General features: G+C 71.9%; 12 protein-coding genes. 7 read left to right on the top strand and 5 right to left on the bottom strand.

Going from position 1 to position 18,439, the window contains the following annotated elements:
* Positions 1–324 precede the first annotated feature (324 nt).
* On the top strand, positions 325–1,725 hold the full coding sequence (locus ABEA43_RS35070) for a basic amino acid/polyamine antiporter (RefSeq protein WP_345568680.1): 1,401 nt from the start codon (positions 325–327) through the stop codon (positions 1,723–1,725).
* Between the two features lie 73 nt (positions 1,726–1,798).
* Here the strand turns inward: ABEA43_RS35070 and ABEA43_RS35065 are convergent, their stop codons facing one another.
* The 4 genes from ABEA43_RS35065 to ABEA43_RS35050 are packed head-to-tail and all read right to left on the bottom strand — an operon-like array spanning position 1,799 to position 8,530.
* The gene (locus ABEA43_RS35065; RefSeq protein WP_345568679.1) at positions 1,799–5,512 is read right to left on the bottom strand and encodes a hypothetical protein; all 3,714 of its coding nucleotides are present in this window, start codon (positions 5,510–5,512) and stop codon (positions 1,799–1,801) included.
* On the bottom strand, positions 5,509–6,321 hold the full coding sequence (locus tag ABEA43_RS35060) for a carbohydrate ABC transporter permease (RefSeq protein WP_345568678.1): 813 nt from the start codon (positions 6,319–6,321) through the stop codon (positions 5,509–5,511). Before ABEA43_RS35060 ends, ABEA43_RS35065 begins: the two co-directional genes overlap by 4 nt.
* Positions 6,318–7,229 (bottom strand): carbohydrate ABC transporter permease, encoded by a 912-nt coding sequence (locus ABEA43_RS35055; RefSeq protein ID WP_345568675.1) that lies wholly within the window; start codon positions 7,227–7,229, stop codon positions 6,318–6,320. The genes ABEA43_RS35060 and ABEA43_RS35055 overlap by 4 nt, the downstream gene beginning before the upstream one ends.
* Positions 7,226–8,530, bottom strand: a complete 1,305-nt coding sequence (locus ABEA43_RS35050; RefSeq protein ID WP_345568674.1) for an extracellular solute-binding protein — start codon at positions 8,528–8,530, stop codon at positions 7,226–7,228. The genes ABEA43_RS35055 and ABEA43_RS35050 overlap by 4 nt, the downstream gene beginning before the upstream one ends.
* 184 nt (positions 8,531–8,714) lie before the next feature.
* On the opposite strand from ABEA43_RS35050, the gene ABEA43_RS35045 reads away from it, so the two are divergent.
* The 4 genes from ABEA43_RS35045 (at position 8,715) to ABEA43_RS35030 (ending at position 13,529) form a co-directional block, all read left to right on the top strand.
* Positions 8,715–9,500, top strand: a complete 786-nt coding sequence (locus ABEA43_RS35045) for a DeoR/GlpR family DNA-binding transcription regulator (protein WP_345568673.1) — start codon at positions 8,715–8,717, stop codon at positions 9,498–9,500.
* Positions 9,501–9,594: 94 nt separating this feature from the next.
* Positions 9,595–11,163 (top strand): alkaline phosphatase D family protein, encoded by a 1,569-nt coding sequence (locus tag ABEA43_RS35040; protein ID WP_345568671.1) that lies wholly within the window; start codon positions 9,595–9,597, stop codon positions 11,161–11,163.
* A gap of 12 nt (positions 11,164–11,175) precedes the next feature.
* The gene (locus ABEA43_RS35035) at positions 11,176–12,072 is read left to right on the top strand and encodes a discoidin domain-containing protein (protein WP_345568669.1); all 897 of its coding nucleotides are present in this window, start codon (positions 11,176–11,178) and stop codon (positions 12,070–12,072) included.
* 17 nt (positions 12,073–12,089) lie between these two features.
* Entirely contained in the window at positions 12,090–13,529 is a 1,440-nt protein-coding gene (locus ABEA43_RS35030; protein WP_345568668.1) for an L-fucose/L-arabinose isomerase family protein, read from the top strand.
* Between the two features lie 10 nt (positions 13,530–13,539).
* Here ABEA43_RS35030 and ABEA43_RS35025 read toward each other — a convergent pair whose 3' ends face one another.
* Complete coding sequence (locus ABEA43_RS35025) at positions 13,540–14,820, bottom strand: erythromycin esterase family protein (RefSeq protein WP_345568667.1); 1,281 nt, start codon at positions 14,818–14,820, stop codon at positions 13,540–13,542.
* Between the two features lie 235 nt (positions 14,821–15,055).
* On the opposite strand from ABEA43_RS35025, the gene ABEA43_RS35020 reads away from it, so the two are divergent.
* Positions 15,056–16,066, top strand: coding sequence for a 3-oxoacyl-ACP synthase III family protein (locus ABEA43_RS35020; RefSeq protein WP_345568666.1), 1,011 nt, complete (start codon positions 15,056–15,058; stop codon positions 16,064–16,066).
* Between the two features lie 73 nt (positions 16,067–16,139).
* Positions 16,140–18,419: an MMPL family transporter gene (locus tag ABEA43_RS35015; protein ID WP_345568665.1), complete on the top strand. Its 2,280-nt coding sequence runs from the start codon at positions 16,140–16,142 to the stop codon at positions 18,417–18,419.
* The last annotated feature ends 20 nt before the right edge of the window (positions 18,420–18,439 follow it).

The following is an 18,439-nucleotide window of genomic DNA, read 5'->3' as shown; positions in this document are numbered from 1 at the left end:
GTGCTACTACGCGTCCGGGCGCCGTACGAGCCGTACCCGCTGCCGGGATCAGGGAGCGGCGGCTCCGACACCAACCGGAGCAACCGTCGTCGCCGGCGTCACCGCTGAGCGGGTCGCCGAGCCGGCGAGAGTGACGTGACCGCAGGCGGCACAGGCCGCCCGGCATGTCACTCGCCCGCCAGCGTTTCCGCAGGTCAGCGTCTCTGGCAAAGAGCGTCAAACGCAATTCCCAACGAAAATTGCGGCGACGATCCGGGGTGAAAAGAACTCCGCCTACCTATCGTGGAGAACGATCCAAGATCCACGCCGGGCGGGAGCCAGCCGATGAGCGCCGCTGACACCAGCGCCACCACCACGACCCAGAAACTGTCCCTGACGACCATGACCGCCATGGTCGTCGGATCGATGGTCGGCGCCGGGGTCTTCTCGCTGCCACGCAACTTCGCCCAGGCCACCGGCGTGCTCGGGGCCGTGGTCGCGTGGGTGATCGCCGGTGCGGGCATGCTGATGCTGGCCTTCGTCTTCCAGTCGCTCGCCGTGCGCAAACCCGACCTGAACGCCGGCGTCTACGCCTACGCCAAGGCGGGATTCGGCGAGTTCCCCGGGTTCTTCTCCGCCTTCGGCTACTGGGCCAGCGCCTGCGTCGGCAACGTCTCCTACTGGGTGCTCATCAAGTCCACGCTGGGCGCGCTCGTCCCGGGCTTCGGCGAGGGGAACACGCTGCTGGCCGTCGCGGTGTCCATCGTGTGCGTGTGGGGCTTCCACTTCATGATCCTGCGCGGGGTCAAGGAGGCGGCCGCGATCAACAGGATCGTGACCGTGGCCAAGCTGGTGCCGATCGTGCTGTTCGTGGTGATCCTCGCCATCACCTTCAAGTCGGGCGCTTTCCACGCCAACCTGTGGGGCGACGGGCCGCTGTGGGAGCAGATCAGGGCGACGATGCTGGTCACCGTCTTCGTCTTCCTGGGCGTCGAGGGCGCCAGCGTCTACTCGCGCTACGCGCGCAGGCGCGAGGACGTGGGCCGGGCGACCGTGCTCGGCTTCCTCGGCGTGCTGGCGCTGTTCGCCTCGGTCACGCTCCTGTCGTACGCCGCCCTGCCCAAGGCGCGGATGGAGGGGCTGCGCCAGCCGTCCATGGCCGGGGTGCTGGAAGCGGTGGTGGGCACGTGGGGCGCGGTCCTCATCAGCGTCGGCCTCATCGTCTCGGTGCTCGGCGCCTACCTGGCCTGGACACTGATGGCGGCCGAGGTGCTGTTCGTGGCGGCCAGGGACGACGACATGCCGGCCTTCCTGCGGCGCGAGAACCGGCACGGCACCCCGGCGGCGGCCCTCGTGCTGACCAGTGCGCTGATCACCGCCGTGCTGGTCGTGACGTTGTTCTCCGACGACGCGTTCACCTTCACGCTCAAGCTGACCAGCGCGCTGTCGCTGGTGCCGTACCTGCTGGCCGCGGGATACGCGCTCAAGCTCGGCGGCAGCGGCACGCAGGTGCTGGTGGCCGCCCTCGCCGTCCTCTACACGGCGTTCCTCGTCTTCGCCGCTGGGCTGGAGTTCCTGCTGCTGTCATGCGTCGTCTACGCGCCCGGCGCGATCCTGTTCGCCATCACCCGCCGCGAGCACGGCAGGCGCCTGTTCTCCCCCGCCGAGCTCGTCCTGTTCCTGATCGTCGCCGCGGGAGCCGTCGTCGGCATCATCGGGCTGGCCACCGGCTTCGTGACCATCTAGCACCGGGACCGCGGCCGGCGCCGCCGTGTTCGAGGAACGCTTCCTCGAACACGCTGAGCGGCGCCGGCCGGGGCTAACGCAGGCGTACGGGACCGAACAGGCCGGTGCTGCGCTGGCCGGGGAAGACGAAGTGCGTGGGGCTGATCTCGTCCAGGTACGGCCCCAGTGTCCCGAGCACCAGGATCTCGACGGTGTTGACGCCTTCGTCCAGCCGGACGTCGAACGTGTACGGCGAGCACACCCGCACGCCGCCCGGCCGCCCGTTCACCGTCACCTCCGCCGTGCCCCTGACCCGGCCCAGGTCCAGCAGGGCAGGTCCGGCGGCGGCCGTGACGGTGGTGCGGTAGCGGACGCCGCCGCTGTACCCGGCCAGGCCCTGCTCCTCCCAGTCGCCCAGCCGCATCCGGCCGGGACCGCAGGTGAAGCGGACAGGCCCGTCGAACGCCGCTCCCCCTTGCGCGCCGGGGGCCGTGGTGGCGTGCAGCTCGACGGTCCCGTCGCCGAGCCGGCCGCGCACCTCGACGGGGCCCGGCGCGCTCACCTCGACGGCGGTCGCGCCGGGCGGCGGATCCACCAGGAACACCTCGGTCCGCACCCCGGCACCCGGCCCAGCGCCCGAGCCGGTGGTCGGCCCGGTGGTCGGCCCGGTGGTCGGCCCGGTGGTCGGCCCGGTGGTCGGCCCGGTGGTCGGCCCGGTGGTCGGCCCGGTGGTCGGCACCGCCACCGGCCCGGCACTCGGCACGGCGTCCGGCACGGCGAAGGTGGCGGGGAGCGCGGTGGGGCGGCCGTCGAGCCAGTCCGCCTCCGGCAGGGGGTGCGGGCGGGGCCGCAGGTAGAGCGCGGCCGGGTCGCCCTGCTGGCGTCGGCGCACCCTGGGCGAACGCGGCCCGCCGGGGCCGGCGGCGCGGTCCGCCAGGACCCAGCCGGGGCCCGAGACGGCCAGGCCGTCCGCCAGGACCCAGCCGCCGGACTCGATCCTTATCGTGTTGTCGCCCGCGCGCAGCAGCCCGGACACGTCGTATCGGCGCACCCGGGGGATGTCAGCCTCGGCGTAGGGGTCGAAGCCGCCCTGCCTGCCCACTTCCGTGCCGTTGACCAGCACTCGGCAGGATGCCGTCGAGGCCACCTGCAGCACCTCGTACGGCCCGGCCGTGGCGCGCACGGTCGTCTCCAGCGCCGCGCCGGCGATCCACTCGGGGCGGACGGCGTCGGCGGGTGCGGTCACCAGACAGGCGTAGGCCCGCAGGTCGAGCTCCTCGTCGGGCACCAGCAGCAGCTCCAGCAGATACTCGCCGGGCTCGACGGGCGTCCGCGTGACGGCGGCGTACCCGGCGTCGTCGAGCGGGCGTTCCACGCCGTCGAGCCACAGGGTCTTGGCGGCCCCCGCGCCCACGGAGAGCCAGGCGGCCGGGCCCGGCGGCACGGTGAGCACGCTGCGGAAGCGCGCCTCCGCCCCCGCCCCGACCCGGCCGAACGCCAGGAACTCCATCGGCACGTGCCCCTTCGGCCCGAGCGTCTCCCGGTGCACGGGGTCCTTGCGCAGCCCGCGGGAGACCGACCACACCGAGGGTGTCCACGGGCCGTCGCCGGTCCGCTGCTCCCCTCGCGGCCCGAACGTCACGTCCACCGGCTCCCCGTCCGGCGTGCGCAGCGTCCAGCACTCGACGGCCGTACCTGTACCGGGGCCCCCGCCGAAGTCGGACCAGGTGTCGTCCAGGGTGGGGACCAGCTCGACGTCCCATTCGTCCCCGAGGTCGACCTCGACCGGGTAGGGGACGCGCGGCGGTGCGGGCTCGGCGTGCGTACCGTCGAACACCAGCAGCGCGGCCGGCCCGTCGTCGAACGGCACGACCACCTCCACGTCGTCGCCGTCGCGCGTGTGCGGCAGCGCGCGCGGCTCGCCCCCGTCGAAGAGGCGGGCCAGCAGCGGCGTGCCGGAGACGCCCCGGACGGTGATCCGCATGTCGCGGGCGTACCTGGCGGGGTCGAAGTCGATGACGGCGTCCAGCCAGCCGAGGTCCACACCGCGTTCGCCGGGGCGCCCCACGCTGATCCTGCTGGCCATCGGCGCCGCCGCCGTCAGGAACACCAGCGTGCTGTCCCCCGCCTCGCGCACCAGCGCGGGCACCGGGGCCTCGACGCGCCGGGGCAGCCCGGCCAGCGCCGCGCCCAGATCGGCTACGGACTCCGCGTACTGGATCCGGTCCGCGCCTGGACCGGCGCGCAGGGCGTCGGGGATGGTGCCGACGGCGACGAGCAGCCCGCCGGCGGCGGCGAACTCGCCGAGCCGGGCGGCGACCTCCGCGCCGATCTCCGTGGCAGCGGGCAGGATGATCGCGCGGTAGGCCTCGGTGGACACGGACAGGCGGCCGTCGTCCACGGTCGCGCGGCGCACCGAGTCGTCGTCGATCACGTCGGCGTCGAGGCAGAGCCGGTCGAGCTCACCGGGCTCGGTGGCGAACCAGGCCATGTCGCCCACGATCTCCCGGTAGACCCGCTGAGCCCGCGCCGCCGACGCGGAAGCGCTGTCCGGCTCCGGACCCGCCGACGCGGAAGCCTCGGGCAGCCCCGCGCCCGCCGACGCGGAAGCCCCGTCCGGCCCCGGACCCGCCGACACCGAGGCGCCGTCCAGGGCGGTGCCCGTCTGGGCGGTGGTGGTGGGCAGGAGGACCGCGACGTCGCAGGCGTGGCGGCCCTGCGACAGGGCCGCGCACAGCCGGGTGACGGCGTCGGCGAAGACGCGGTGGTGCCGCCAGTACGGCTGGCGCCAGTCGGTCGACGGCGGCGCCCACTCCCACCACCCGCGCCTGGTCGTGTAGTAGACCGCATGCGGGTTGTACAGGGTGGCGCCGGCCCGCAGCCAGGGCAGCAGCCAGTCGAAGGTCTCCTCCAGGGTGCCGCCCCAGCCGCTGGAGTGGAACGCCTCGATCCAGGTGCGCGGCCGGCCGTACAGGTGGGCGAGCGAGGAGTGCAGGCGGGCGTCGCCGTGGTGGTCGGAGCCGGGCGCGCTGAACCAGCGGTGCGTGCTCGCGTAGTCGGCGTAGAGCTGCACGCCCTCCACCGGGTGCCCGGCGCGGGCCGGGTCCTGCTGGTCGCAGCCGCTCAGCAGGCCGTGGCGCTCGTGCCAGCGCGCCAGCGGCCGGAAGAACGCCTCTTCCGCCAGCTCGGCCCTGGTCCGCTGGTACGCCTGCCAGTCCGGGTCGCCGAGCGTGAACGCCGTGCCGCGGCGGGCCAGGTGCTCCTCGGCGAACCGGGCCGACCAGGTGGGCAGGGTCGGCAGCTCGTCCTGGAACGACCCGGCGATGACCCGGCCGAACCAGTGCCCCACCCGCCGCTCGAACTCGCCGTGGACCCGGTCGAGCAGCACCGCGCACGCCTCGGGCGACAGGTAGTCGAAGCCGCGCAGCGACACCGACCCGTCGGGGGCCAGCCACTGCCCGGCGAACTCGGGGCGTTCCACGACCAGCCGGGCCTGCAGGTCGGCGCCCGAGAAGCCGAGCTGGTCGTAGAACCACAGGTACGCGCCCAGCTCGTGGGCGTCGGCGCACACCCCGTCGAGCAGCTCCCACCACGCCTCGGACAGGAACGGCGGGTCGTCGGCGTCGGCCCCGAACGTCGGCCCCGAGGGCGCCAGGTTCAGGATGACGAGGTTGCGCACTCCCCCGGCCACCAGCCGCTCCATCTGCCAGCGCAGCCGGTCCGCGCGCAGCGGATCGCCGCTCCACCACCAGATGGCGGCCGGGGAGTACTCGCGGGGCGGCTCCTTGAGCAGCTCGAAGACGTTCATCCTTTGAGCCCGCTCGAGAAGCCCTTGATGACGTAACGCTGCAACGCCAGGAAGACCAGCACGATCGGCAGCGCGCCGAGCACCAGGCCGGCGAAGACGAGGCCGTGCTGGGAGACGTACTGGCCGACGTAGGCGAACACGCTGACCGGGACCGTCTCGAAGCCGGAGCCGCCGAGGTAGATCAGCGGGGTGAAGAAGTCGTTCCAGATGAAGACGGCGTTGAGGATCAGCACCGTGCCGGTGATGGGCCGCAGCAGCGGGAAGACGACGCGGGTGAACGCCACCAGGTGCGAGGCGCCGTCGATCTGGGCGGCGCTGGCGTACTCGCGGGGCAGCGCCCGGATGAAGCCGGTGTAGAGGAAGACGGTGAACGGGAGCTGGATGCCGGTGTAGAAGAGGATCATCCCGGCATGCGTGCCGATCAGCCCGAGCTCGGTCACGAGCTGGTAGAGCGGGATCATGCCGAGCTGGAACGGCAGGACGATGCCCAGCAGGAAGAGGATGTACAGCCCGTACCCGAGCCGGGTCTGCACCCGGGCCAGGAAGTAGGCGGCGAACGAGCCGAGCGCGATGAGCGCGATGAGGCTGACCACGGTGATCACCGTGCTGTTCATCAGGGACGGGCCGAGCGCCGCCGACGACCAGGCGCTGGTGAAGTTGCCGAACGTGGGCGGGTTCGGCAGGGCCAGCGGCGACTGGGAGATCTGCGCGGGGTCCTTCAGCGCCAGCGAGATCAGGGTGTAGACGGGGAACATGAACGCCACCGCTGCCGCGATCATGACGATTTCCAGCAGGAAGGTCCTTCTCATGCGGTCACCTCCCGGCTGCGCAGGTAGTAGACCTGGACGAGGGAGACGGCGGCCACGAACAGGGCGAGCACGAGGGCGATCGCGGTGCTGTAGCCGAACTTGCCGAACACGAACGCCTGCTTGTACAGCACCGTGGACAGCGTCTCCGTGGCGTAGCCCGGTCCGCCGTTCGTGGCGGCGAAGACCTGGTCGAAGAGCTTGAGTCCGCCGATCGTGGACAGCATCAGGTTGATCGTCACGGCGGGGGCCAGCAGCGGCCAGGTGACGTAGCGGAAGCGCTGCCAGGTGCCCGCGCCGTCGATCATGGCGGCCTCGTGCAGCTCCTTGGGCACGCCCTCCAGCCCGGCCAGGAAGATGACCATGGAGTAACCGGCGTACTGCCACACGACCATGCCGGCGATCGACCACAGCGCCACCGACGGGTCGCCCAGCCAGTCCACCTCCAGCCCGAGCAGGCCGTTCAGCCCGGCGGACGGGTCGGGGTTGTAGATGTACTTCCACAGGAAGGCCACCATGACCGGGCTGACCACGACGGGCGCGAAGAAGATCACCCGCAGCAGCGCCCGGCTCTTCAGCTTCGCGTGCACCCCGAGCGCCAGCAGCAGGCCGACGCCGTTCTGGACGAGCACGATGGCCACGGTGAGCAGCAACGTGTTGCCGATCGAGCCCATGGCCTGCTCGTCGCCGAACAGGGTGCGGAAGTTGGCCAAGCCGACGAAGGACTTGTCCTGGCCGATTCCGCTCCAGTCCGTGAACGCGTAGAACATGCCGCTGACCGCGGGATAGAGCACCACCAGCGCGTACACCACGAGGGCGGGCGCGGCGAACAGCCAGGGCGGGGCGCCGGCGTTGAAGCGCCGCCGCCCTGCGCGGACGTGCCTGGGTCGGAATGCGGTCAGGGGAGTCACTTCTGGTACGCCTCGTCCATCTTCTTCAGGGCCTCGTCGATCGTGGACTTGCCGGCCAGCAGCTCCTGGATCACCGCGAAGTGCACCGGCTGGACCTCGGCGTTGGGCCAGCGCTGGTCCATGAACGGCACCGCGCGGTCCTTGGTGAACGGCAGGAACGACTGGACGGCCGGGTCGATGGAGGAGGAGGCGTCCTGGGTGAGCGGGATGGCGGCGATGGCCTTGGCCCAGGCGTTGATGCTCTCCTGCTTGCCGAGGAAGTCGATGAACGCCTTGGCCTCCTCGGCGTGCGCGCCCTTGGCGGCGGCGCCGAGACCGACGACGACGCCGGCCGGGATCCACACCGACGCCGCGTCGTCCGCCCCGGGCAGGGGGAACATCGACAGGTCGTCGGGCGTGGAGGCGGCCTTGCGGAAGTCCGGCAGCACGGCCGACACCTGGATCGCCATCGCGGCCTTGCCGGTGGCCACCATCGACGTCTGCTGCTCGAACGTGGTCCCGTTGGGCTTGTCGTTGAAGAAGCCGCGCTTCTGCAGCTCCAGGTACATCTCCATGGCCTGGCGCCAGCCGGACTGGGCGAACGTGGTCTGCCCGGCGAGCTGCTTGTCGTCGAACGTCGGATCCTTGGCGTAGACGGTCGAGGGCACCAGCGCGTACGTGATGAGCTGGGTGACCCACGGCGTCTGGGCGCCGAGCGCGATCGGCACCACCCCGGCCTTCTTGAGCTTGTCGCAGACCGCGAGGAACTCGGTCCACGTCGTGGGCGGCGCGTCGATGCCCGCCTTCGCGAAGGCCTTCTTGTTGTAGATCGCTCCGATGACCGACGAGCCGGCCGAGTAGATGTAGGTCTTGCCGTCGAGCTGGAAGGCGGGCTTGAACCCGGCGGGGATCGTCTGGGTCCATGCCTGGGCCGACAGGTCCGCCAGCAGCCCGGCCTTGGCGATCTGGGACATCGACATCGCGCTCCCGTTGCCGGGGTAGACGACGTGCAGGTCGGGGGCGTTGCCGGCGCCGAGCTGGGTGCGGATGGAGGTCTGCACCTGGTCGGTGGGCGCGTACGAGACGTTGAGCCGTACGGCCGGCTTGACCTTCTGGTACGCGGCCACCAGCTCGTCCATCGGCGCCTTCTGGTCGGCCACGCCGATGAATTTCAGCTCGGTCGTGGCCTGGCCGCCGCCGGCCGTCGCGGTGGTCTCGGGGCGGGTCGAGCACGCGGTGGCGGCGGCGGCCACGGCCAGGCCGCCCATCAGGCGGAAGAACTGGCCGCGGCTCACCTTGGCGTCGTGCAGAAGATCGGACATGTTCTGTCTCCTCGGTCCATACGGAAGATGTGGTCCCCCGAGAGAACATCTATGCGAACGTTTTAACGGCTGTGAACTTAACACCGACGATTGTTAAAAGTGATGGATGCCGGGAGAGTATGAGTCGCCCAAGTTGGGTGTCAAGTGTAGGATCCGCAGCCGTCCGAGAAGGTGGAGATCCAGAGTGAATCCGCGGCAGCACACCTCCAGCAGGTCAGCACGCTGGCACGGCATGGCCGAGCACATCGTGCGCCAGGGCTCGGCGTCCGTGACCGAGCTCGCGGAAGGCTTCGGCGTGAGCGTGATGACCGTCCACCGCGACCTCGACGAGCTGGAGCGCCAGGGCATGGTGCGCAAGGTCCGCGGCGGCGCCACCGCCCAGGCCAGCAACGTGTGGGAGAGCAACATCGCCTACCGCCTCAAGGCGCACACGGCGGAGAAGGACGCGATCGCCCGGGTGGTGACGGGCCTGATCGAGCCGGGCAGCTCGATCATGCTGGACGACTCCACGACGGCGCTGGCCGTCGCCCGCCAGCTCGGCGACCTGGCGCCGCTGACGGTGGTGACGAACTTCCTGGAGGCGATCAGGCTGCTCGCCGGGCATCCCGACATCAGGCTCATCGCGCTCGGCGGCGAATATCACGCCACGCATGATTCTTTTCTCGGCCTGGGATGTGTGGACGCGGTCGAGGCGGTCAGCACGGACGTGGTCGTGGTCTCCACCTCGGCCATCTCCGACACCTACGCCTTCCACCAGGAGCAGGAGATCGTGCTGGTCAAACGGGCGATGCTGCGGTCTGGCGCCCGGCGCATCCTGGCCGTGGACGGCTCCAAGCTGGCCAGGGTGGCGCTGCACCGGGTGGCGCCGCTCGCCGATTTCGACGTCGTCGTGGTCGACGCGAACGCGCCCGCCGATCTGCTTCAGCGGCTCCGCGACCGCCATCCGCAGGTCGAGGTGGCCGAGATGTAACGCGGAGAGGTGTTATTTGTAACTTGCATCTTGTTAAGAGTCTGCCTGCTTGCTAGAAAGTGAGGGCTTTGGCCCCCCAGCTGAGGAAGCAAGCATGCATCGTCCTTCGCGACGCTCGTTTCTCGGGCTCGGCAGCAGCGCGCTCGCCGTGGCCTTCACGACCGGCCTGGCCGATCCATGGACCGCGCACGCCGCTGTGAAGGGTGACTATCCCTTCCAGCTCGGCGTCGCCTCGGGTGATCCGCTGCCCGACCGGGTGATCCTCTGGACGCGGCTGGCGGCCAAGCCGCTGGAGCCGCTCGGCGGGATGCCGTACAACAAGATCAAGGTTGATTGGGAGATCGCCGAGGACGAGGCGTTCACGCGGCGCGCCCGGCACGGCTCGGCCTGGGCCACCCCCGAGTACGGCCACTCGGTCCACGTGGACGCCACGGGGCTGCGGCCGGGCCGCGAGTACTTCTACCGCTTCCGCACCGGCGGCCAGATCAGCCCGGTCGGCCGCACCAAGACCGCGCCCGCCCTCCGGAGCAGCCCGGAGTCGCTGCGGGTGGCCTTCGCCTCGTGCGCGTCCTGGCAGGACGGCTTCTACAGCGCCTACCGCCACCTCGCCGACGAGAACCCCGACGTGGTCTTCCACCTCGGGGACTACATCTACGAGTACGGCATCGTCCCGACCGGCGGCAACCGGAGCACGCCCGTGCCCGAGCAGTTCCGGGTGCAGTGCGACACGCTCGACCGCTACCGCGTCCAGTACGGCCTCTACAAGAGCGACCCCGACCTGCAGGCCGCGCACCACCGGGCGCCGTGGATCGTGACCTGGGACGACCACGAGGTGCTGGACAACTGGGCCGGCCCCTACGGCCCAGGCGGCGAGGTGAGCGAGCAGGACTACCTGGTCATCCGGGCCAACGCCTTCCGCGCCTTCTGGGAGAACATGCCCGTCAGGGTGCCCGCCGTGCAGGGCCCGGACGCGCGCATCTACCGCAGGTTCGCCTTCGGGGACCTGGCCGAGTTCAACGTGCTCGACACCCGGCAGTACCGCGACGACCAGGTCTGCGGCGACGGGCAGCAGGTGAACTGCGCCGAGCGCCTCGACCCCGCCAGGCAGATGCTCGGCGCCGAGCAGGAGAAGTGGCTGCTCGACGGCCTGGACGCCAGCCGCGCCAAGTGGAACGTGCTGGCCCAGCAGATCGCCATGATGCAGCTCGACTACGACCCGGGCCCGGCGCAGCGGCTCAGCATGGACCTGTGGGACGGCTACAAGGCCGCCAAGGACCGCGTGCTCAACGGCATGGTCGAGCGCCAGGTGAGCAACCCCGTGGTGCTCACCGGCGACATCCACTACAACATGGCGGGCGAGCTGAAGGCGAACTTCGACGACCCGGCCTCGGCCACGGTCGGCGTCGAGTTCGTCGGCACGTCCGTCAGCAGCGGCGGCAACGGCAGCGCGAGCACGGGCCTGCCGCCCGGCGGCACCGACCCGGCCAACCCGCATCTGAAGTTCTCCAGCTACCAGCGCGGCTACGTCTCCTGCGAGCTGACCCGCAGCCAGTGGCGGGCCGACTTCAAGGTCGTCCCGTACGTGGACCGGCCCGGCGCCCCGGTCTCCACCAGGGCCAGCCTGGTCACCCTCGACGGCGCCCCCGGCCTGCACGCGCTCTAGGAAGGAACGATCATGCGTCACCTCACCGCAGCGCTCGCAGTCGCCGCCGTCACGCTCACCACCACCGCCGCGGCCTGGGATCCCCAGCCCACTCCCCCGCCGGCCGTGTCCGTCAAGGTCAAGCCGGGCACCTCCAAGGGCACCGGCGCGCTCACGCCGATCGCCGGCGCCGACCGGCTGTTCGCCCCGCTCGGCGTGGACCCCGCCTGTCCCGCCAAGATCGAGATCGGCATGCGCAGCGACGCGAAGAAGCCCCTCTACGCCACCATGCAGGTGGAGCTCGACCCGCCGCTGACCGCCTCGCGCTCCATGCTGACCAGCTACCTGCCGCCCGGCTACGAGCTCGGGGCGAAGCTGCTGATCGCCGTCCCGCCGGGCACCGCGGAAGGCGAGTACGGCCTGCGCCTGCGCACCTCGTCCAAGACGCTGTCCGTGCCGATCGAGGTCGTCCCCGTGGACCGCCTCGACAACGGCGGCAACCTCGCGCTGCGCCGCCCCGTCACCGCGTCGTCCCAGCACGTCAACGCCAACTACCCGGGCTGCAGCATCGTCGACGGCGACCGCTCGTCCAACGGGTGGGCCGGCGGCAACGGCTGGAACGACGCCACCGGCCGGGTCTGGCCGGACACCATCTCCGTCGCGCTCGGCTCGGCCAGGCAGATCTCGCGGGTGGACCTGTACACGCTGGACACCGAACGCTATCCCGCCGCGTCGGTCGGGCTGCGCGACTGGGACGTCCAGGCGCAGGTCGGCGGCCAGTGGCAGACGGTCGCGCAGGTACGCGGCAACACCGCGGGCACTGTGCGCTCCGACTTCGCGCCGGTGAGCGCGGACGCGGTCCGCATCGTCGCCCTGGCCTCGAACGGCGCGAACGACTACACCCGCATCATCGAGGTCGAAGTTCGCTGATCGAAAGGGAAACCCGGATGAGCACGTTCACTCGCAGCACGCCGCCCCGCATCAAGGTGGGGCTGGTGGCAGGAGGGCTGGGGGCGTACTGGCCGCAGTTCCCCGACCTGCTGCCCCAGCTCCAGCGCTCGGCCGCGCGCGTGTCGGAGCGGATGCGGGACCTGGACGCGGAGATCGTGGACGTCGGGTTCATCTCCGACGCCCAGGAGGGCGCGGCCGCGGCCGAGAAGCTGCGCGCCGCGGGCTGCGATCTCATCGTCGGGTTCCTCACGACGTACATGACCGCGACCATGCTCGTGCCGATCGCGCAGCGCAGCGGCGCGCCGGTGCTGCTGATCAACCTGCAGCCGACCGAGTCGATGGATCACGCCACCTTCGACACCGGGCAGTGGCTGGCCTACTGCGGGGCCTGCCCGCTGCCCGAGATGGCCAACGCGTTCACCCGGCTCGGCATCCCGTTCCGCTCGGTGTCGGGGTACCTGGAGGACGAGCGGGCGTGGGCGCGGATCGGCCGGTGGGTGCGGGCGGCGGGCGTGCGCGCCGCGCTGCGCCGTGGGCGGCACGGCCTGATGGGCCACCTCTATCCGGGCATGCTGGACGTGGCCACGGACCTCACGCTGGTGTCGGCGAACTTCGGCGGGCACGTCGAGGTGCTGGAGTTCGACGACCTGCGGGTCCGCGTGGAGAAGGTCTCCGACGCCGAGACCGGCGAGCGGATCGCGCTGGCCCGCGAGGTGTTCGAGCTGGCCGACTCGGTGAAGGAGGAGGACCTGGCGTGGGCGGCCCGCGTGTCGGTCGGGCTGGACCGGCTGGTCGAGGAGTTCGAGCTGGACAGCCTCGCGTACTACCACCGGGGGCTGGACGGCGAGATCCACGAGCGGCTGGGCGCCGGCATGATCCTCGGCGCGTCGCTGCTCACCGCCCGCGGCATCCCGGCCGCCGGTGAGTACGAGCTGCGCACCAGCCTGGCCATGCTCATCATGGACCGCCTCGGCGCGGGCGGCTCCTTCACCGAGTTGCAGGCGCTCGACTTCCGTCTCGGTCACGTCGAGATGGGCCACGACGGCCCGGCCCACCTGGCCATCAGCGCCCGGCGGCCCCTGCTGCGCGGCCTGGGCGTCTACCACGGCAAGCGCGGCTGGGGCGTGTCGGTCGAGTTCGACGTGAAGCCGGGGCCGGTGACCGCGTTCGGGCTGCGGCAGGCCAGGGACGGCAGCTACGGCTTCGTCGTCTCGGAGGGCGAGGTCGTGGAGGGGCCGCTGCTGCAGATCGGCAACACCACGTCCAGGGTGGACTTCGGCTGCGACCCCGGAGAGTGGACCGACGCCTGGAGCGCCAGCGGCATCTCGCACCACTGGGCGCTCGGCACCGGCCGGCGCGCGGCCGACCTGCGGGCGACGGCCGACCTCCTGGGCGTGGAGCTGACCCACGTCCAGCCGGCGCCCGAGGATCGCTAGAGCTGGGCCTTCAGAGACGGGTGGAGCAGGTGCCGCGGGCCACGAAGGCGAGGCCGTCGTACGCCTCGGCCGGCACCGTGGGCATGAAGGCGAGCTTGTAGCTGAAGGCGCCCACCACCGCGCCGTAGCTCCGCGTGTGCTGGATTGCGTCCAGCCACTCGCGTACGGCCTCCGGGTGCGGGCCGCCGCGCAGGTCCACCACGTGGTCGCCGTCGTGGGCGGCGGCCAGGTGCGTCTCGACGGCCGCCGGGGTGCCGGCGGCGGGCACCCGGTGCCTGGCCGGCGGCCTGCGGGTGCTGATCCGGCCGAAGAGCTTGCGGCGGGCCCGGAACTCGCCCTGCCCGAACAGCAGGCCGAGCGCGTAGTAGGCGGCGCCGTGCCGCTGGGCCAGGTGCTGCCCCATCGGGATGATGCCTGCGTGCGACCCCTTCATGACGGCGTCGCGGCCGTAGCGGCTCTTGCCCACGTGGCCGTTGTGCGCCCACACCGCGACCTTCGCCCCGGGGTCCCGCAGGAGGAGGTCCACGTTGTCGGCGAGGTAGGCGTCGCGCGCGGCCGAGACGGTTTGCTCCGCGTCGTGGTGCCGGAACGGCCGGCCGGCCAGGTCGGCGCTCTGCCGCACGATCCGGGCGTGCCAGCGGACGTCGTCCACGCGACCGGCGCCGTATTCACCGGTCAGCGTCTCGGCCTCGCCGGCGAGGAAGTCCTCCAGGCGGCGCGCCGCGTCGAGGCCGCCCGCCACCGGCCGGTCGAAGCCCAGGCGGAAGCCGTCGATCCCGGCGAGCGGGCCGGTGAGCTCCGCGACGCGGCCGGGCGCCGCCTCCTGGAGGAAGGCGCGCACCTCGCGCAGCGACCCGGCGGCGTGCTGGGGATCGATGCCGGCGAACCGCACCTTGCGCGACTCCTCAGCCGTCCTGTTGTGCTCGCGCAGCCACTCGACGACCGCCAGCATCTCCGCGGTGTTCCAGGTCCAGAAACCCAGACCGGTCAGCGTCTCCCCGGCGTCCCCCGTGCCGTGCAGGACGTAGTCGTTGAGCGCGCGCGACGCCGAGGCGCTGGCCTCCATCGCCAGGGTGGTGAAGCCGAGCCGCCCGACGAGGAACTCCAGCAGGCGATGCTTCAGCAGGAAGAACTCCCTGGTGCCGTGGGTGGACTCGCCCAGCCCCACCACGCGGACCCCGGCCAGCGCCGGCCGCAGCGGCTCCAGGTCATCGGTGGGCGTGCCCGGCGCCAGGCCGCTCAACGCCACCGCCCGCCCGGCGAGCCACTCCCCGACTTCCGTCACAGCCATGGCATCCCCCGGATCGAGCCGAACTCCTGCACCTGATCTACCATGCCCGCGCGTCGTCCGCCCCGGCTCCGCGACGGATGCCGGAGGTCAAAAGCCCGGCAACTTGCTCAAAGCCCGGGTGTTTCCCGCATTGCACGCGATCAGCCCGCCCTTAACGTGATCACCAATTGATCCCGGAAAGGCGGCTATACATGCCAAAGCTGCAGGCAGAGGACAGAACACCGGGCGGGGCGGCATGAGCGCGCCGCGCTACTCCCAGGTGACCGCCGTGGCGGCGCATCTGCCCGCCGACAGCCTCACCACCCCGCAGCTCGAAGAGCTGCTGGCCGAGCGCAATCCGGGCATGGACATTCCGCGCGGCCTCATCGAACGCCTCAGCGGGGTACGGCGACGGCATGTCGCACCGGCCGGCGAACTGCCCTCCGACCTGGCGGTGGCCGCGGCCCGCGACGTACTGCGGCAGACCGGGCACACGCCGCCCTCGATCGACCTGATCATCTACGCCGGGGTGTCGGCCGACGCGGTCGAGCCCGCCACCGGGCACATGGTGGCCGCCAAGCTGGGCGCCGACTGCCCGGTGTTCGACGTGCGCAACGCCTGCAACAGCGTGCTGAACGCGATCGAGATCGCGGACCTGTTCATCACCTCGGGCCGGCATCGGACCGTCCTCATCGCGTGCGGCGAGTTCCTCACCTGCACGATGCCGATGCGGACGGCGTCGGAGAAGGACTTCGTGGCCGCGATCCCCTCCTACACCGTCTCCGACTCGGGCACCGCGCTGCTGATGCAGGCCAGCGACGTTCCGGGGGTGCTGGGACACCGGTTCTTCGCGAGCTCGGCGCACTGGGACGCCTCGGTGATGCCGTTCATCAACGACGGCACGGGCACCCTCCGCACCGGGGCCTTCACCATCGACTCGGTGGGGCTGGCCGTCGGGGTGAAGAAGCTGGATCTGAGCATGCTGCGACAGCCGCTGGCCGAGCACGGCTTCGGCTGGGAGGACATGGCCACGGTCTGCGCGCACCAGCCCTCGCTCGCGGCCCTGCGGTGGGTCTGCGAGCTGATGGGCGCTCCGCAGGACAAGGCCGAGGTCACCATCGTCGACCACGGCAACCTCGCCGCCTCCACGATCCCGATGCAGCTCCACCTGGCCACTCAAGCCGGGCGCGTCCGGCGCGGCGACCTCGTCGCCCTGGTCGGCCTGGCGAGCGGGCTCAGCGTGGGAACGGTGCTGCTGCGCTGGTGACGCGCCTGCTCCCGGCCGCTGTTGTCGCGGCCCCGCAGACCTGGCAGAACGTGAACACAGGAAAGGAGCGCTCATGCCGCTCGGCATCGCCCCGGGCCGGTACGGCCGCGCCGGCCGCGCCGCCCGCGGCCGGTCCGGCCGCGCCGTCGTCGCGGCCGGACACCCGGGCGATGAGGCATGCGCGCTCGGCCGGCTCGGCCGGGCCATGGCCAGGCGCGGGCGGCTCGTCATCGCGGTGTGGCTGCTGCTCGCCGCGGCCTCGGCGGCGCTGCTGCCCGGGCTGGCGAGCCGGCTGGCGCCGCCCTCGATGGAGGTGCCCGGCTCCGAGTCCGCCAGGGCCGCCGCGGCGATCGCCCGCGGGTTCCCCGAGCTGGGGGCCGAGCAGATGCTGCTGGCCTTCGACTCGGCGCGGCTGGACTCCTCCGCGCCGCCGTACCAGCGGGCGCTGGACGCCACCGTGCGGACCCTGGACGCCCGTCCCGACATCGGCGCGCTGCTCCCGCTGCCCGCGGTCGAAAGGCAGCATCCGCATCACGTCTACGTCCTGGCCGGGGTGCACGGCGACGAGCTGACCCGCCAGGGGCGGCTGCCCGGCCAGCTCGCGACCGCCCAGCAGGCCGCGTACCGCGCCTCCGCCGGCCAGGTCACGGTCACGATCATCGGGCTCAGCCGGGCGTTCGCCCAGCTCGCCCACACCGACATGGGCGATCTGCGGTCGATGGAGCTCAGGGTCGTCCCGCTGGCCGTGCTGCTGCTCGTGCTCGGGCTCGGGGCGGTGGGCGCGGCGGCCGTACCGCTGCTGGTGGGGGGCGCGGCGATCCTGACCGGTACGGGGGCGCTGACGCTGGCCGGCGCGCTCTGGCACGTCGACTCGACCATGCTGACCTTCACCGTCACCGTGTCGCTGGGCCTCGGCCTGGACTACGCGCTGCTCGTCCTGCTGCGCTACCGCCAGGCCCGCCGCGCGGGACGCCCGCCCCTGGACGGCGCCGGACATGCCGTCGCCACCGCGGGCAGCACGGTGTGCTGGTGCGCGCTGGCCATCATGATCACCTCTGGCGGGCTGCTGCTCGTCGGTGTGCCGTGGGCGCACTCGATGGCGCTGGCCGGGCTGCTGGCCGCGTTCGTGACCATGCTGGCCGCGCTGACGCTGACGCCCGCGCTGCTGCTCAGGCTGGACGCCCGGCTGGAGTGGGGCACGCTGCCCTGGCTGCGCGCGGGCGGCATGCTGCCTTGGCTGCGCGCGGGTGGCATGCCGTTCTGGCGGCGCGCGGCCGGTTTGGCGGCGCGGGCCGCGCAGCCTGCGCGGCCTGCGCGGCTGCCTGTTTCCGTGCGGGGGGCCGGGCATCTGATGCGGCATCCTGTCCGGTACGCGCTCGCCGCGACCGCGCTGCTGCTCGTGGCCGCGCTGCCGGTGCTGGACATGCGGCTGGGCCTGCACTACGACCGCGACACGCTGGCCGGCACCGACATCGGCGGCGCGCTGGCCAGGCTGGAGGCCGACCGGGTGGCCAGCCTGACCAGCGTGGCCCTGCCCCATCCGGCGGGCGGCGGCCCGGTGGACACCAGCGCGCTGACCGCGGCCCTGCGGAATGACGACCGCGTCACGCTGGTCAGCGCGCTCGACAACGGCCGCGACCTGACCCTGGTGCTGATCGCCGACCGGGCCGCCCCGGACGGCGCCGAGTCCGCGGCGTTCCTGCGGGACGTGCACGCGCTGGCGGCCCGGCTGCTGCCCGCGGGTCAGCAGGTGCTGGCCGTCGGTCCGGCGGCTCGATTGGGCGACCTGTCCGCGGGCGTGCTGTCCGGGCTGTGGCGGGTGCTCGGGCTGGTGCTGCTCTCGTCGTTCGTGCTGCTGCTGATCACCTTCCGCAGCCTGCTGATCCCGCTCAAGGCGGTGGTCATGAACGTGCTGTGCCTCTGCGCCACGTTCGGGCTGCTCACGCTGTGGTTCCAGCACGTACGTCCGGTGGCGGCCGACGTCAACGTGCTGCTGCCGCTGATCATCTTCACCATCGTCTTCGGGCTGTCACTGGACTACGAGGTGTTCCTGGTCCACCGCATCGCCGAGCACTACCGGCAGACCGGTGACAACACCGCCGCCGTGCTGCACGGGCTGCGGCACACGGCCCGTCCCATCACACTGGCCGCCGCCGTCATGGCCATGACGTTCGCGGGCCTGATGTTCACCCGGCGGCTGGACTTCCAGCAGGCCGGGTTCGCCGTGGCGGTGGCCATCGTCATCGACGCCACGCTCATCCGCATGGTCCTGGTGCCCGCGCTGATGCGGCTGCTCGGGCAACGGAACTGGTGGCTGCCGCGCCCGCTGTCCCGGCTGCTGCCACCTCGCTGACCTGCGGGCGCGTACGTGGA

This window comes from Nonomuraea rosea, assembly GCF_039539705.1.
In the GTDB taxonomy this organism is placed as follows: Bacteria; Actinomycetota; Actinomycetes; order Streptosporangiales; family Streptosporangiaceae; genus Nonomuraea; species Nonomuraea rosea.
This window is presented reverse-complemented; position numbering and strand designations above follow the sequence as displayed.

What these genes read in the sequence shown, in the direction of transcription:
- ABEA43_RS35020 (WP_345568666.1), top strand. Translation starts at nt 15,056, where the DNA reads ATGAGCGCGCCGCGCTACTCCCAGGTGACCGCCGTGGCGGCGCATCTG.
- ABEA43_RS35070 (WP_345568680.1), top strand. Translation starts at nt 325, where the DNA reads ATGAGCGCCGCTGACACCAGCGCCACCACCACGACCCAGAAACTGTCC.
- ABEA43_RS35065 (WP_345568679.1), bottom strand. Translation starts at nt 5,512, where the DNA reads ATGAACGTCTTCGAGCTGCTCAAGGAGCCGCCCCGCGAGTACTCCCCG.
- ABEA43_RS35030 (WP_345568668.1), top strand. Translation starts at nt 12,090, where the DNA reads ATGAGCACGTTCACTCGCAGCACGCCGCCCCGCATCAAGGTGGGGCTG.
- ABEA43_RS35050 (WP_345568674.1), bottom strand. Translation starts at nt 8,530, where the DNA reads ATGTCCGATCTTCTGCACGACGCCAAGGTGAGCCGCGGCCAGTTCTTC.
- ABEA43_RS35040 (WP_345568671.1), top strand. Translation starts at nt 9,595, where the DNA reads ATGCATCGTCCTTCGCGACGCTCGTTTCTCGGGCTCGGCAGCAGCGCG.
- ABEA43_RS35015 (WP_345568665.1), top strand. Translation starts at nt 16,140, where the DNA reads ATGCCGCTCGGCATCGCCCCGGGCCGGTACGGCCGCGCCGGCCGCGCC.
- ABEA43_RS35035 (WP_345568669.1), top strand. Translation starts at nt 11,176, where the DNA reads ATGCGTCACCTCACCGCAGCGCTCGCAGTCGCCGCCGTCACGCTCACC.
- ABEA43_RS35025 (WP_345568667.1), bottom strand. Translation starts at nt 14,820, where the DNA reads ATGGCTGTGACGGAAGTCGGGGAGTGGCTCGCCGGGCGGGCGGTGGCG.
- ABEA43_RS35060 (WP_345568678.1), bottom strand. Translation starts at nt 6,321, where the DNA reads ATGAGAAGGACCTTCCTGCTGGAAATCGTCATGATCGCGGCAGCGGTG.